Genomic DNA, 15,285 nt, shown 5'->3' on the forward strand with positions numbered 1-15,285 from the left:
CGTCCTAACCTGGGTCCGTGCCCGACCCGCTCCCCACCACCTCGCCCGACCCGGGCACCCGGCCCACCGGATGGCTGCGCCGGCTCAGCCGTGAGTGCCTGCGGCACCGCAGGGTCACCGTCGGTGCGCTCGTCGCGTCGGTGTTCGGGGTGAGCCTCGACGCCCTGGGCCCGCTGCTCACCCGGGTCGCGGTCGACGACGCGGTGCGCGGCATCACGGACGTGCTGCTGCCGATCGTGCTGGCCATCCTGGGACTCGCCGTCGTCCGCTTCACCGCGTCCTTCCTGCGCCGCTACCTCGCCGGCCGGATGGCGCTCGACGTCCAGCACGACCTGCGCCGCCAGGTGTTCGCCTCGGTCCAGCGGCTCGACGGGCGCCGGCAGGACGCGCTGCGCACCGGTCAGGTCGCCTCGCGCGCGATCACCGACCTCCAGCAGGTGCAGGGGCTGTTGTCGATGGTGCCGCTGTCCGCCGGCACGGTCGCGCTCGTGATCGCGTCGGTCGCAGCGATGCTGTGGCTGTCCCCGCTGCTCACCGTGGTGTCGCTGGTCATGTTGCCGCTGGCGGCGTACATCACCAGCCGCACCCGGCGCTCGCTGTTCCCGGCCACCTGGTCGGCGCAGCAGCGCGCGGCGGACGTGGCGCAGCAGGTCGAGGAGACCGTCACCGGCGTCCGCGTGGTCAAGGGCTTCGGCCAGGAGGCCCGCGAGGTCGGCCGGCTGGAGGGGCTGGCCCGCCGGCTGTTCGGCGAGCGGATGCGCGCCGCGCGGATGACGGCCCGGCTCAACCCGGTGCTGCTCGCGCTGCCCACGCTCGGCCAGGTCGCGGTGATCGGCATCGGCGGGCTGATGGCGCTGCACGGATCGATCACGCTGGGCACCTTCCTGGCCTTCACCACCTACGTCGCGCAGCTCGTCGGGCCGGCCCGGCTGGTCGGGTCGCTGGTCGTGAGCGCGCAGCTGGCCCGCGCCGGCGTCGAGCGGGTGTACGACCTGGTCGACGAGGAGCCGGACGTGCAGGACCCGTCGTCGCCGCGGGCGTTGCCCGCCGGCCCGGTCGGGGTGGAGCTCGACGCGGTGCGCTTCGGCTACGAGCCCGGCCGGCCGGTGCTCGACGGGGTGTCCCTGCGCGCGGAGCCGGGGGAGACCCTCGCCGTGGTCGGCACCGCGGGCTCCGGCAAGTCCACGGTCGCGCTGCTCCTGCCGCGCTTCTACGACCCGTGGGACGGGGCCGTGCGGATCGGCGGCGTCGACGTCCGGGAGCTGCGGCTGCGAGACCTGCGCGCCGAGCTGGGCGTCGTGTTCGAGGAGGCCTTCCTCTTCTCCGACAGCATCCGCGCCAACATCGCCTACGGCCGGCCCGACGCGAGCGAGGAGGAGATCCGCGCCGCCGCCGCGGCCGCGCAGGTCGACACGTTCGTCGAGGCGCTGCCCGAGGGCTACGACACCGAGGTCGGCGAGCGGGGTCTCACGCTCTCCGGCGGGCAGCGGCAGCGGATCGCGCTCGCCCGCGCGCTGCTCACCGACCCCCGTGTCCTGGTGCTCGACGACGCGACCTCCGCCGTCGACACCGCCACCGAGTCCGCCATCCACGAGGCGCTGCGCGAGCTGACCGCCGGGCGGACCACGATCCTCGTCGCGCACCGGCGCTCCACCCTCGCGCTCGCCGACCGGATCGCGGTGCTCGACGCCGGCCGGGTCGTGGACGTCGGGACCGAGGACGAGCTGCGGGGGCGGTGCGCGCTGTTCCGCGAGCTGCTGGCCACCGGCGCGGAGTCGGCGGCCGACGGGCCGGATCCGGTCGAGCAGGCCGGCACCGTCCCGGAGCCCGAGGTCGCGCCCCTGCCGGCGGCCGCACCGGCCGTGGCCGTGCCTGCCGGCGGAGTCACTCCCGAGTTGTGGCCCGAGGACGAGGCGGCCGAGGTCGGGGCCGAGACGGCGGCGGACCGGGGGCTCCGGGCCGCGGCGGCGCAGGCGGGCACGGCCCGCGCCGGCGGTCCGCAGGCCCGCACCGGGCCCGGGGCGTCGGGCATGGTCGGCGGGATCGCCGCGACCCCGGAGCTGCTCGCCGCCGTGGCGAAGCTCGGACCGGCGACCGAGACCCCGCGCCTCGGCGGGGTCGACCCCGCCGCGCCCGACCCGGGCTTCCGGCTCGGTCGGCTGCTCGGACCCGTGCGGTGGACCCTCGCCCTCGGCATGTTCCTCGTGGCGCTCGACGCGCTGGCCACCCTGGCCTTCCCGTCGGTCGCCCGGTACGCGGTCGACGGCGGCATCACCGCCCGGGTGCCGCAGGTCCTGCTGATCGCAACGCTGATCGGGATCGGGATCGTGCTGGCCGACGCGCTGGTGGTCGCCGCGCAGACCGTCGTCACCGCGCGGGCCGGCGAGAGCCTGCTCTACCTGCTGCGCACCCGCAGCTACGCGCACCTGCAGCGGCTCGGGCTGGACTACTACGAGCGCGAGCTGTCCGGGCGGATCATGACCCGGATGACCACGGACGTCGACGCGTTGTCGACGTTCCTGCAGACCGGGCTCGCCCAGGCCGTGGTCAGCCTGCTCACGCTGGTCGGCGTGGCCGTCGCGCTGCTGGTCACGGACGCCGAGCTCGCCCTGGTGGCGCTCGCGGTGCTGCCGATCCTGCTCGTGGCCACCGTCGTGTTCCGGCGGCTGTCGTCCCGGGCCTACGCGGAGGCCCGGGAGCGGGTCAGCGTCGTCAACGCGGACATGCAGGAGAACGTCACCGGCGTGCGCGTCGCGCAGGCGTTCGTCCGCGAGGAGCACAGCGCCGAGGCGTTCGGCGCCCGCAGCGACGCCTACCGACGCACCCGGATGCGGGCGCAGCGCTACATCGCGACCTACTTCCCGGGCGTCGCGTTCCTCTCCGACGTCGCACAGGCCGCGGTGCTCGGCGTCGGCGCCGCGCGGGTGGCCGCGGGCGACCTCACCCCCGGCGTGCTCACCGCGTTCCTGCTCTACCTCGGGCTGTTCTTCTCCCCGGTGCAGCAGCTCTCCCAGGTGTTCGACGGCTACCAGCAGGCGCGCATCGGTCTGCTGCGCATCGCGGACCTGCTGCGCACGCCGACCTCGGTACCCGCGGCGCCGGAGTCCGACGCCGCCGCCGTCCCGGAGCGCCTGCGCGGCGAGGTGGAGCTGCGCGGGATCACCTTCCGCTACCCCGGCGTCGACCAGCCGGCGCTCGCCGACGTGAACCTTCGGGTGCGCCCCGGCGAGACGGTCGCGCTGGTCGGGGCCACGGGTGCGGGCAAGTCCACCATGGTGAAGCTGCTCGCCCGCTTCTACGACGTCGGCGAGGGCGAGCTGCTGATCGACGGCGTCGACGTCCGGCGCTACCCGCTCGAGGGCTACCGCCGCCGGCTCGGGTACGTGCCGCAGGAGCCGCACCTGTTCACCGGCGACGTCGCGGCCAACATCGCCTACGGGCGCCCCGGTGCCACGCCGGCGGAGGTCGAGGCGGCGGCCCGGGCCGTCGGGGCGCTCGAGATGATCCGCGGCCTCGCGGGCGGCTTCCGGCACCCGGTGGGCGAGCGCGGCCAGGGGCTCTCCGCCGGGCAGCGCCAGCTCGTGGCGCTGGCCCGCGCCGAGCTCGTCGACCCGGACGTGCTGATCTTCGACGAGGCCACGGCGGCGCTCGACCCCGCGACCGAGGCGGCCGTGCTGGCCGCGGGCGACCGGCTCACGGCGCGGCGCACCGCCTTCGTCGTGGCGCACCGGTTGGCCACGGCCGCCGCGTCGGACCGGATCGTCGTGCTGCACGCCGGGCGGATCGCCGAGGAGGGCCCACACGCCGAGCTGCTGGAGGCCGACGGGCGGTACGCCGCCCTGTGGCGGGCGGGCGAGCTGGAGCCCGCCGCCGACGCGGGGACCGAGGACCTCTCCGCCGCCCGGTCCGCCTGACCGCGCCGCTCGGCCTGTTCGGCCGGTCCCTTCCGCCCGACCCGCACTTCCGGGCCCGTTCCGTCCGGCCCGCTCCGCGCACCCGTGCCCCCGGCCCGCTCCGCCGGGGCGGCGCTCGGGGCGTAACGGGCGGGCCCTCGTCGTCCGATTTCCCCTGTGGAGGCCGGCCACTGCGCCGTCCGTACGCAGCTTTGATGGATTCCTGCCCGAGATCGGGCAGGAATTTGGCGTTTCGGGGCTTGATCCGGCACAGTTTCGCTCGTGCCTGCCGCCCCGGACCGCTCGACGCACCCCGATGCGTTCACCGGCCCGCACCCGGACCTGGTGCGGCACCTGGTCCGCAGCACCGCGCTCGACCCGGGCGAGGCCGCCCGTGTCGTCGACGAGGTGCTCGACTACTTCGCGGAGCCGACCGAGGACTTCGTGCGGCGGCGGCACGCGGAGCTCCGCACCCGCGGGCTCCGCAACGACCGGATCTTCACCGTGATCCGGGACGAGCTCGACGCGCGACGCGTGGCACCCCCGCCGCTGTCGGCGCGTCAGCTCCGGCGACTGGTGTACGGCTGAGCGAGCGTCGGTCCTGAGCAGCGCCGGCGACGACGAGGAGGAACACCGATGTGCGGCATCGTGGGGTACGTGGGCGCGCAGGACGCGGCGCCCATCCTGATCGAGGGCCTCAACCGGCTCGAGTACCGCGGCTACGACTCGGCCGGGATCGCTGTGATCCAGCGCGGCCAGCTGAAGGTGCGCAAGGTCAGCGGCCGCGTGGCCGACCTGCAGGCGGACCTGCCCGCGCGGTTCAAGGGCGCCCCCGGCATCGGGCACACCCGCTGGGCCACGCACGGTGAGCCCACCGTCGACAACGCCCACCCGCATGTCGACAGCGCCGGCCGGATCGCCGTGGTGCACAACGGCATCATCGAGAACGCCGAGGAGCTGCGCGCGAAGCTGCAGGCCGACGGCGTCACTTTCACCTCGCAGACCGACACCGAGACCGTCGCCCACCTCGTCGCCGCGGCCTTCGCCACCGGCGGGGCCGAGGACCTCGAGCAGGCCGTCCGCTACGCCCTGCGCCAGGTCGTCGGCGCGTACGGCATCGCCGTCGTCGACACCGCGCACCCCGACCGGATCGTCGTCGCCCGCAACGGCTCGCCCGTGCTCCTCGGCATCGGCGAGAAGGAGATGTTCGTCGCGAGCGACGTCGCGGCGCTGGTCGGGCACACGCGTCAGGTCGTCTACCTCGACGACGGCGAGCTCGCCACCATCACCGCCGGCGGCTACCGGACCTTCACGATCGACGCCCGCTCCACCGCGAAGACCCCGTCGGAGGTGGACTGGGACGTCGTCGGCGCCGAGATCGGCGACCACGCGCACTTCCTGGTCAAGGAGATCGCCGAGCAGCCGCGCTCGATCGAGCGGGCCATCCGCGGGCGCATCGACGAGCGTTTCAGCACCGCCCACCTCGGCGGGCTCAACCTGAGCGTGCGCGAGGCGCGCGAGTTCCGCCGCGTCAAGATCCTCGGCTGCGGCTCGGCCTGCTACGCCGGCGACCTGGGCGCCCAGCTGATCGAGGACCTGGCCCGCATGCCCGCGACGTCGGAGTCGGCCTCGGAGTTCCGCTACCGCAACCCGGTCGTCGAGCCGGACACGCTCTACGTCGCGGTCAGCCAGTCCGGCGAGACCGTCGACACCCTGGCCGCGGTGCAGGAGCTGCAGCGCAAGGGCGGCCGGGTGATCGGCATCGTCAACGTCGTCGGGTCGACGATCGCGCGCCAGGTCGACGGCGGCATCTACATCCACGCCGGCCCGGAGATGTCCGTCGCGGCGACCAAGTCGTTCACCTCGACGGTCGTGGCGTTCGCACTGCTCGCGGTGCATCTCGGCCGCATGCGCGACCTCGCGCCCACCGAGGGCCGGCGGATCCTCGACGGTCTCATGGCGCTGCCCGGCCAGATCGAGGAGATCCTCGACACGGAGAAGCGCACCGGCACGATCGAGGCCGTCGCGCGGGAGATCGCGCAGCGGCACAGCGTGCTGTTCATCGGCCGCCGCCGCGGCTGGCCAGTGGCCAAGGAGGGCGCGCAGAAGTTCAAGGAGGTCTCCTACGTGCACGCGGAGGCCTACGCCAGCGCCGAGCTCAAGCACGGCCCGCTCGCCCTGGTCAGCCCGGAGCTGCCGACGGTCGCCTGCGTCCCGGACGACGACCTCCACGAGAAGAACGTCTCGACCCTCGCCGAGATCCGTGCCCGCAAGGGCCCCGTCGTCGCGCTGGCGCACCATGAGCTCTCGGCGGAGCTCGCCGACCGCACCATCGTGATCCCGCAGAGCGAGCCCGAGCTCGACCCGATCCTGATGTCGGTGCCGCTCCAGCTCCTCGCCTACCACGCCGCCGTGGCCCTGGAGCGCGACGTCGACCGCCCGCGCAACCTCGCCAAGTCCGTGACGGTGGAGTAGCCGGTCGCTCCTCGCCCGTGCACCCCGCCCGTTCCCGGGCGGGGCGCACTGCTCTGCGGCCTCAGGACACGGTGCCGCGCTCCAGGCGGTCGAGCCGCGCGCGGATGTCCTCCAGGATCGTCCGACGGGTGCTTCGGCGTGACCTCAGGCCGCGCGCCCCGGCCCCGCGAGCCAGGGGGTCGTCGGGCCTGCGAGGGGCGTGCTCATGGGGATGTGGGGGTGGCCGACGTAGGTCTCGACCGGGCCGTCGGTGCTCCAGCCGAGGCGGTGGAAGAAGCGCTCGTTGGGCAGCTGGACGTGGGCGCGCATGCGCGTTCCGTCGCGGGCGCCGGCGGCCTCGACGGCGAAGCGGACGAGCGGGCCGCCGATCGCGGCGGAGCGGAACCCGGGGAGCACGGCGAGGCGGTCGCCGACCCACTCGCCAGGGCGGCCGGCCGGGTAGAGCCGGACGGTACCGGCGGGGCGGCCGAGGTGCGTGGCCAGGACGTGGACGACGTCGTCCCGGGCGTCGTGTGCATCGAGGTCGGAGTCGGCGAACACGCCCTGCTCGGCCACGAACACCGCATGCCGGATCGCGTGGTGGGCGGCGCACGTGGCCGTGTCGGTGGCCGGGCGACAGACGACCGGGTCGACGCCGACCAGCACGTTGACCGGCCGCACGGGCCGGATCCGCGACGGGGTCGCTCCCGGTCGCCCGGCGCCGGTCGCCCGCCCCTCCCTGCCATCTCCTGCAAGCCCGACCTGCGCCGGCAGCACGGCCGTCATGCGCCCGGGCGCTTCCCGATCTGCAGCAGCGGCGCACCGCCGCCCGCCCCGCCGGACCCGCACGGCGTGGCCCCGCCCGACTGCTGGACGAGGTTGAGCGAGGAGCACGCCTGGCACCGGGCGCAGCCGGCGACGGCGGTGTCCGCGCCCAGTCCGCGCTCGGCCAGGAACCCGGCGACCTTGCGGTAGATCGGCTCGGTGTACTCGCGCGCCGGCGCCGGTACCGCCTCCATCAGCGAGCCCGCCACCGGCCGCAGCGGCACGACGAAGGGATAGACGCCGATGTCGACAGCCCGCCGGCACATCTCCACGGTCAGGTCCGGGTCCTCGCCCATGCCGAGGATCACGTACGTGGACACCCGGCCCTCGCCGAACAGCTGCACCGCCCGCTCCCAGGTGCGGAAGTAGGTGTCGATGCCGGTCCGGAACTTGCCGGGCGCGACGCGGGCCAGCACCGCCGGGTCGAAGGACTCGACATGGATGCCCACCGAGTCGACGCCCATGCCGTGGACCTGGTGCAGCACGTCCAGCGAGCGCGGCGGCTCGAACTGGACCTCCACGGGCAGGCCCGCGGCCTCCTTCACGGCCTGCCCGCACCGCGCGACGTACAGCGCCCCGCGGTCGGGCGCGACCGACGAGCCGGTGGTCAGCGTGGCGTCGACGGCACCGTCGAGATCGCGCGCCGCGACGGCGACCTCGGCCAGCATCTCGGGCGTCTTCTTCGCGATCGTGGCGCCGGCGGCGAGCGAGACCCCGATCCCGCAGAACCCGCACTGGTCGGAGTTGCCCCAGTAGTTGCAGGCCTGCACCACGGTGGAGGCGAGCGAGTCGAGGTGGAGCAACGCGATCTGGTGGTACGGGACGCCGTCGGCGGTCTCGAGCTCGTAGAACCGCGGGCGCCGTGTCCCGGAGACCGAGGCGACCTTCACGCCGTCGCGGTAGATGCCCTGGCCCTCGTCCTCGGCCCGCAGCGCGTAGGGAGAGGTCGCGTTCGGCGGGACCGTGACGGGGACGCCCTCGATCCAGAGCATCCCGGAGTCCGACGGGCCGGCGCCGCCGGTGCGGGAGGTCTCGAGCTCGGTCTCGATCCGCAGGCCCACGCTCTGCAGATCCATGATCAGTGCGGCCGTGTCGCGGGTCGGTGCCTCGACGGCGTCGCCCGGGCTGCGCTCGTCGGTCACGGTCATGCGAGAGCTCCTCCACTATCGGACACGGTCGTCTCCCATCAGAGAATTCACTATGGTGGACGCGTGCGCAACATCGTCAACGGGACTGGGGCCGGGCTCACGAGGGTCGCCCTGCTGACCCACTCGACGTCGCCCCGCGGCGGGCACGTCCACACGCTCGGCCTGGGCGAGGCACTGCACCGCGCCGGACAGCCCATGCACCTGTTCGCGCTCGGCGACCCGGCGAAGGGGCTCTACCGGCCCGTCGACCTGCCGCACACGATCGTGCCGGGACCCCGCCGCGAGGGCACCACGCTCACCGAGCGGACCCTCGACGGCATCGAGCGGCTCGCGGCCGCGCTGGCGGCGCGGATCGGGGAGTTCGACGTCCTGCACGCGCAGGACTGCATCGCCGCCCGGGCCGCGCTCGCCGCCCGGGACCGCACCGGCGCCGCGGTCACGGTGCTGCGCACCACCCACCACGTCGACGACTTCACCACCCCGGTCCTCGTCGAGTGCCAGCGCCGCGCGATCACCGAGCCGGACCGGGTGCTCGTGGTGTCGGAGCAGTGGCGCGACATCCTCGCCCGCGACTTCGGGGTCGCCCCGACGGTCGTGCCGAACGGCGTGGACCGGCACCGGTTCGCCCACCCGGCGCCGGTGCCGAAGCGCGACGACGGGCGGTTCCTGCTGCTCGCGGTCGGTGGGATCGAGCCGCGCAAGGGCACGGTGCACGCCTTCCGCGCGCTCGCCCGGCTGCGTCGCGAGGGGCTGGACCCGGTGCTCGCGGTCGTCGGCGGACACTCCTTCCAGGACTTCGCGCCGTACCGGGAGGCCGCGCTGGCGGAGCTGCCCGGGCTGGGGCTGGACCCCGGTCGCGACGTCGTCGAGCTGGGCACGCTCACCGACGCCGAGCTGGCCGGCTGGTACGCCGCCGCCGACGCGCTCTGCTACCCGTCCACCGCCGAGGGCTTCGGGCTCGTCGCGATCGAGGCGATGGCACTGGGCCTGCCGGTGGTCGCGAGCGACCTGCCCGTCTTCCGCGAGCACCTCACCGACGGCGTCGACGCGCTGCTGCCGGCCGTGGGGGACGAGGCCGCGCTCGCCGCCGCCCTCCGCCGGGTGATCACCGAGCCGGAGCTGCGAGCCGCACTCGTGCGAGAGGGGGCGCGCACCGCGGCCCGGTTCACGTGGGAGCGCTCGGCGGAGGTCCACACCGGGATCTACGTGCGGTCGACCCCCGCAGGGTCAGCCCCCACGCCGTCGAATCCGGCACAGGCGAATCCGGCACAGGCGAATCCGGCACAGGCGAATCCGGCACAGGCGAACTCCGCACAGTCGACTCCCGCGCGGCCGGTGCGCGCCTGAGGAGCGCTACTCCGCGAGCAGCCGCGCGACCCGCGACTCCGCGATCGCGCGGCGCGGGTCGCCGGCGGGCAGCATGTCGACGAGCAGCTCGTGCGCCTCGAGATCGTCCCGCCCCAGGCGGTGGGTGGCGTAGCCGTGCACGAGGTCGACGTCGTCGGACTCCAGGACGGCCCGGCGCAGCCCGACCTCCAGCTCGTCCCGCGCCCCCCGGATCTCCGGGGCGTCGGACCGGGGGAGGAGCGGGCCGGCACAGGCCCGCAGCGCGTCGCCGACCCGGCCCTCGCGCAACGCGCGGCGGACCGTGCCGAAGTCCGTGTCGACCACGGCGTCGAGCCGGTACGGGCGGGTCTTGAGCACGTCCGTGCCGATCAGCGCGCGCAGCCGGTGGATCTCGCCGCGGACGGTGGTCTGGTTGCCGTCGTCGCCGTAGAGGAGGAAGGCGAGCCGCTCGGCGGTGAGCCCCTCCGGGTGCAGCGCGAGCGCGGTGAGGATCTCGGCCGGGCGCAGGGTGAGCCCGTGGCTCTCGCCGTCGAGCACCACGGTCGGGCTGCCGTCGCCCAGGAAGCGCAACGACAGCGCGTGCCGGGGCGCCTCGACGGCCGCGGCGCGCCCGGTGCGCCGCGCGGCCCGCAGCAGGTAGCCCTCGGCCAGCGGCTCGACGTGCATCTCCCGCCCGTCGGCCAGCCGGACCCGGTCGGCGCCGGCGGTGATCGGGTCCAGGTCGACCCGCTCGGGCCACTCGCCGAACGGCTCGCCCGCGATGATCCGGCCGGTGGGCGTGACGAGCGCGCCCGGCGTGCCGCGCAGGCTCTGCAGGTGCGGCTGGTTGCGGGTGCGCAGCCGCTCGTCGGCGATCGCGAGCTGCATCCGCATCTGGTTCTCGGCGAGCTGCGCGGTGGCCGTGACCAGCGCGAGCATCGCGGGGTGGATCGTGCGCCGCGGGCCGGTGATGTCGATGGCGCCGACGATCCGGCCGGTGTCCGGGTCCGTGACGGGCGCGGCCACGCACGTCCACGCGTGCACGGCGCGCACGAGGTGCTCGGTCGAATGGATCTGCACGGGCTTGCCGACGGCGAGGGTCGTGCCCATCGCGTTGGTCCCGATGGCCTCCTCGGACCAGCAGGAGCCCTCGACCAGGCCCACCCGGTCCGCGGGCCGCAGGACGGCGTTGGCGCCCTCGCGCCACAGCACGATGCCCTGCTCGTCCGTGACGACGACGACGTGCATCGCCTCCTCGGCGATGCTCACCAGGTTGCTGCGCAGCAACGGCATGACGTTGTGCAGCGGGTGCGCGGCCAGCCGTGCGGCGCTCTCGGACCGGTCGAACCGGAACGGCGGCAGCGCCGTGGCGGGGTCGATCGCGGCGGCGAGGCTGCGTTCCCAGGACTCGGAGACCAGCCGGCGGACGGTGGCGTCCCCCGTGTCGTCGAGGACCGCCTCGAACAGCTCGTCGACCGCACGGGCCGGCGAGACGGGCAGGCCGGACCCCGGCTCGCGCTCGACCACTCCGTCGACTGGCATCGGCTCCCCGACTGTCCACCTGCTTGCGGCACCCATCATCGTTCACCTCCACCCGGATCAGCAAGGCGAGGTTGCGCCTGTCCGAGCGGGCAGCGTGAGCGTGCAACGAACGGGCAACGTGACTCACCTTACCGTCGCCGCGACAACGACCCGTCGACGTTCGAAAGGCTCAGCGATGACCGCAGAACTCGCCGATATCAGGGTCCTCGACGCGCGCCCGGCGCAGCCCACGCGCATCCCCACGGTCACCGGGGCCTCGGACACGGGCCGCGGGGACTCCCCGTTCGCCACCGTCCGCACCGGCCGGATCCTGGTCGTCGACGGCGAGGGCATCGTGCGCCTCGGCCTGCGCCACCTGTTCGCCGCCGAGCCCGACCTGCGGATCGTCGGCGAGGCCGCCACCCCGCGCGACGCGCTCGTCGCGGCGGACCGGCTGCGCCCGGACGTCGTGCTCCTCGACGTGGACCTCGGCCGCGGCGACTCGGCCGGCATCGACGTGGCCCGCGCGCTGCTGCAGCGCCACCGCGGCACCCGGATCCTCGTGCTGACGGCCTGCCGCGACCGGGAGACCATGCTCCGCACGGTCCGCCTCGGGGTGCACGGCTACCTCCGCAAGGGCGCCGACACCGCCGACATCGTGGCCGCCGTCCGCACCCTGCTGCGCGGCGACGCCGTGTTCGACTCGCGGATCACCACGATGATGATGGACGCGCTGCGCGACCCGCGGGAGCCGTCCGGCCCGACCGGCCCGCGCGGCCCGCTGCTCACCGAGCGCGAGAACCAGGTGCTCAAGCTGCTGGCGACCGGGATGTCGAACCGGGAGATCGCGACCGAGCTGGTGATCAGCGAGGCGACGGTGAAGTTCCACGTCCGCAACCTGCGGGACAAGCTCGACGTCCGCCGCCGCACCGAGATCGTCTACACCGCGACCCGGCAGGGGATCGTCTAGGGCCCGCGCGGCCGGCGTGTCGACGGGACCGCCGGCCGCGTGACGCACGGCTGTGCGCGGTGGGTGGTGCTCCGGCACCACCGACCGCGCGCGGGCATGTCAGCGGGGGACGTCAGCGCTGGTCCGCGGCCTCCGCCACGGTCCGGAAGAACAACGCGATGCCGACGGCGCCGGGGTCCGGCTCGCCCTTGACCCGCTCGCCGACGTAGCTCGCCCGGCCCATCCGCGCACGCAGGTCGGCAGTGCGGTCCGCCCCCTCCCGTGCCGCTCGGGCGGCCGCGGCGAAGCCCTGCGGCACGGCCTCGACGGCGGGGGCCAGGGCGTCGACCAGCGTGCGGTCGCCGACCCGCGCCTCACCGACGCGCTGGATCGCGGCGAGCCCGGCCTTCGCGCCCTCGCCGAAGGCGGCCACCGGATCGGTGCCCGCGCCGTCCAGCGCGTGCGCGATCTCGGTGAACAGCAGCCCGAGCAGCGGGCCGCTGGTGCCGCCGACCTCGTCGAGGAACACCTCGCCGAGCGCGCCGAAGGCCGAGACGCCACCGTCGCCCGCGCTCTTCTCGAACCGCAGCACCGCGTCCCGCAGCCCGCCGCGGAGGTTGTCGCCGAAGTCGCCGTCGCCGCTGCGCTGGTCGAGCTCGGTGAGCTCGGCGTGCGCGTCCTCCGCGGCCTGCGCGAACCGGCGCAGCACGGCTTCCTGGTCGAACGCCATCAGGCGACCTCCTCGATCGTGCGCGGGAAGGCGGGGGTCACGGCGGGGGCCGTCCACCAGGCCTTCCACTCCGGCTGCAGCCGGGTCAGGGTGAGCGAGAAGCCCGCCATGTCCAGCGCCGGGACGAACGTGCCGACCAGCTCGCCGGCGAGGGTGAGCCCGCGCCGCTCCAGCCCGGCCGCGACCAGGTCGTGGAGCCCGTACAGCTCGAGCAGGGTGGTGCCGCCCATCCCGTTGACGACGGCGAGGACCTCGTCCGGGCCCTCCGGCAGGCCGGCCACGAGCTCGTCGAGCATCCGGTCGACCAGCTCCTCGGTACCGGGCCGGTCGATCGTCTTCTGCGCGCGCTCGCCGTGGATGCCGACGCCGTACTCCAGCTCGCCCGCCTCCAGCTCGAACGACGGGCGGCCGGTGTGCATCGACGTCTGCGCGCGCGAGGCCACGGCGAGGCTGCGCGAGGCGGCGGCGAACTCCGCGCCCAGGTCGGCGAGCTCGTCGAGCCCGAGCCCGGTGTCCGCGGCCGCGCCCAACAGCTTCTCGACGACGACGGTGGCACCGGTCCCGCGCCGCCCGGTGGCGGTCTCGTCGGACTCGGTGGCCAGGTCGTCGTCGACGAGGACGCGGCGGACCACGATCCCCTCCAGGCGCAGCCGCTCGGCCGCGATCCCGAAGTTGATCCGGTCGCCGGTGTAGTTCTTCACGACGTGGATCACGCCCGCCGGCCCGGCGGCCTTCCGCGAGGCCTCCAGCACCTGCTTGTTGTGCGGGGAGGCGAAGACCTTGCCGGGGGCGACGGCGTCGAGCATCCCGCGGCCGAGGAATCCGGCGTGCAGGGGCTCGTGCCCCGAGCCGCCGCCGGAGACCAGCCCGACGCGTCGGGCCGGGTTCCGGTGCCGCGCCACCAGGTGCGCGGGCTTCTCGTGCAGCTCCACGAGGTCGGCGTGGGCCCGGGCGAACCCGCGCAGCGCGGGCGGGACCGGGTCCCCGTCGGCGGGGTGGAAGGGAAGGGACATCAGGCGTTCTCCCGGGGACGCTCGTCGGTGCTGGTGTCGGGGCTGCTCTCGATCTCGGGCGTACCCCCGGTGCGGGCCTCACCCCATGTGAGCCGGCTCGCGGCGATCGACGAGAGGGCCGCGATGCCGATCGCGTAGACGACCAGCCAGCCCCAGTGCCCGCCGCCGAGGGCGAGCAGGGCGGTCCCGGCCAGCGGGGCGAGCCCGCCGCCCAGCGTCGCGCCGACCTGCTGGGTGACCGAGAGCCCGGTGTAGCGGACGGAGACGGGGTAGAGGTTGGCGAACAGCGCGGCCTGCGCGCCGTACATCGCGCCGTGCCCGACGGCGAGGCCGAGCGTCATGCCCAGCACCGTCAGCCAGAAGTTCCCGGTCGAGACCATGAGGAAGAACGGGACGGCCAGCAGGATCTGGAACACGGCGCCGCCGACGTAGACCTTGCGTCGTCCGATCCGGTCGGACAGGGCGCCGAACAGCGGCAGGGTGAGACACTCCACCGCGCACGCGATCAGCACGGCGAGCAGCACGGGCTCGCGGGGCAGGCCCAGCTCGGTCGTGACGTAGGCGATCGCGACGACGTAGTAGACGTTGAACAGCCCGGATTCGGCGATCTTCGCGAGGATCGACAGCACGACCCGGGCGGTGTTGGTGCGGAACAGCTCCTTCACCGGGAGGGCGTGCGCCTCCTTCTCGGCGCGCGCCTTCACGAACTCCGGGCTCTCGCTGACGTGCGTGCGGATGTACACGCCCAGCGCGATCAGCACGATGCTGGCCAGGAACGGGATCCGCCAGGCCCAGGACTCGTAGGCGCCCTCGGGGAGCGTGGCGTCGAGGATCGTGACGATGCCGACCGGCAGCAGCACACCCGCCGGCGTGCCGATGTGCACGAGCGAGGTGACGAAGCCCTGGCGCTGCTTCGGGCTGTACTCCAGCGCCATGAGCACGCCGCCGCCGTACTCGCCGCCCATGCCGAGCCCCTGCAGCAGCCGGATCAGCACGAGCAGGATCGGCGCCCAGATGCCGATCGTGTCGTAGGAGGGCAGCAGGCCGACGGCGAACGTGCCGCCGCCCATCAGCACCATCGTGATGATCAGGATGGTCTTGCGGCCGAGCCGGTCGCCGTAGTGGCCGAAGATCACGCCGCCGAGCGGGCGGGCCAGGTAGCCGACGAAGAACGTGGCGAACGCGGCCAGCGTCCCGACCAGCGCGTTGCCGGCGGGGAAGAAGATCTTGTTGAAGACGAGCGCGGCCGTGGTCGCGTAGAGGGTGAAGTCGTAGTACTCGACCGTCGTGCCCAGGGCGCTCGCCCACACGACCCTCTTGACCGGCGTCCCGCCGTCCTTCTGTGGAGCAGTCATCGGGCACTCCCTCGTACCTGCTGGTGTTCCTGCAATGTGGCCGCTAATGTATCAGACACCAGATGCAAGAC

The 15,285-nt window shown here is 74.4% G+C and carries 11 protein-coding genes; 5 read left to right on the forward strand and 6 right to left on the reverse strand.

The window, feature by feature from the left end:
• Nucleotides 1-17: 17 nt before the first annotated feature.
• The 3 genes from LWC33_RS02270 (at nt 18) to glmS (ending at nt 6,368) form a co-directional block, all read left to right on the forward strand.
• Nucleotides 18-3,914, forward strand: a complete 3,897-nt coding sequence (locus tag LWC33_RS02270; protein ID WP_233302442.1) for an ABC transporter ATP-binding protein — start codon at nt 18-20, stop codon at nt 3,912-3,914.
• Between the two features lie 261 nt (nt 3,915-4,175).
• Nucleotides 4,176-4,481, forward strand: a complete 306-nt coding sequence (locus tag LWC33_RS02275) for a hypothetical protein (protein WP_233302443.1) — start codon at nt 4,176-4,178, stop codon at nt 4,479-4,481.
• A gap of 48 nt (nt 4,482-4,529) precedes the next feature.
• Nucleotides 4,530-6,368 (forward strand): glutamine--fructose-6-phosphate transaminase (isomerizing), encoded by a 1,839-nt coding sequence (gene glmS, locus LWC33_RS02280; protein WP_233302444.1) that lies wholly within the window; start codon nt 4,530-4,532, stop codon nt 6,366-6,368.
• A 144-nt stretch (nt 6,369-6,512) separates the two neighbouring features.
• Here the strand turns inward: glmS and LWC33_RS02285 are convergent, their stop codons facing one another.
• A complete protein-coding gene (locus tag LWC33_RS02285) occupies nt 6,513-7,028 on the reverse strand; it encodes an MSMEG_0567/Sll0786 family nitrogen starvation N-acetyltransferase (RefSeq protein WP_233302445.1) in 516 nt (171 codons plus the stop codon).
• Between the two features lie 101 nt (nt 7,029-7,129).
• Nucleotides 7,130-8,320, reverse strand: a complete 1,191-nt coding sequence (locus LWC33_RS02290) for an MSMEG_0568 family radical SAM protein (protein WP_233302446.1) — start codon at nt 8,318-8,320, stop codon at nt 7,130-7,132.
• 63 nt (nt 8,321-8,383) lie between these two features.
• Between LWC33_RS02290 and LWC33_RS02295 the strand changes: the two genes are divergently transcribed.
• Complete coding sequence (locus tag LWC33_RS02295) at nt 8,384-9,667, forward strand: MSMEG_0565 family glycosyltransferase (protein ID WP_233302447.1); 1,284 nt, start codon at nt 8,384-8,386, stop codon at nt 9,665-9,667.
• Nucleotides 9,668-9,673: 6 nt separating this feature from the next.
• Here LWC33_RS02295 and LWC33_RS02300 read toward each other — a convergent pair whose 3' ends face one another.
• Nucleotides 9,674-11,188, reverse strand: coding sequence for a helix-turn-helix domain-containing protein (locus tag LWC33_RS02300; RefSeq protein WP_233302449.1), 1,515 nt, complete (start codon nt 11,186-11,188; stop codon nt 9,674-9,676).
• 175 nt (nt 11,189-11,363) lie between these two features.
• On the opposite strand from LWC33_RS02300, the gene LWC33_RS02305 reads away from it, so the two are divergent.
• On the forward strand, nt 11,364-12,137 hold the full coding sequence (locus LWC33_RS02305; RefSeq protein ID WP_233302450.1) for a LuxR C-terminal-related transcriptional regulator: 774 nt from the start codon (nt 11,364-11,366) through the stop codon (nt 12,135-12,137).
• Nucleotides 12,138-12,249: 112 nt separating this feature from the next.
• Here LWC33_RS02305 and LWC33_RS02310 read toward each other — a convergent pair whose 3' ends face one another.
• Genes LWC33_RS02310 through LWC33_RS02320 form a run of 3 tightly spaced genes read right to left on the reverse strand, consistent with a single transcriptional unit; the run spans nt 12,250 to nt 15,214 of the window.
• Nucleotides 12,250-12,846, reverse strand: coding sequence for a DAK2 domain-containing protein (locus LWC33_RS02310; protein ID WP_233302452.1), 597 nt, complete (start codon nt 12,844-12,846; stop codon nt 12,250-12,252).
• A complete protein-coding gene (locus LWC33_RS02315) occupies nt 12,846-13,859 on the reverse strand; it encodes a dihydroxyacetone kinase subunit DhaK (protein ID WP_233302453.1) in 1,014 nt (337 codons plus the stop codon). The genes LWC33_RS02310 and LWC33_RS02315 overlap by 1 nt, the downstream gene beginning before the upstream one ends.
• The gene (locus LWC33_RS02320; protein WP_233302454.1) at nt 13,859-15,214 is read right to left on the reverse strand and encodes an MFS transporter; all 1,356 of its coding nucleotides are present in this window, start codon (nt 15,212-15,214) and stop codon (nt 13,859-13,861) included. Before LWC33_RS02320 ends, LWC33_RS02315 begins: the two co-directional genes overlap by 1 nt.
• Nucleotides 15,215-15,285: the final 71 nt, after the last annotated feature.

Source organism: Pseudonocardia terrae, assembly GCF_021343995.1.
In the GTDB taxonomy this organism is placed as follows: Bacteria; Actinomycetota; Actinomycetes; order Mycobacteriales; family Pseudonocardiaceae; genus Pseudonocardia; species Pseudonocardia terrae.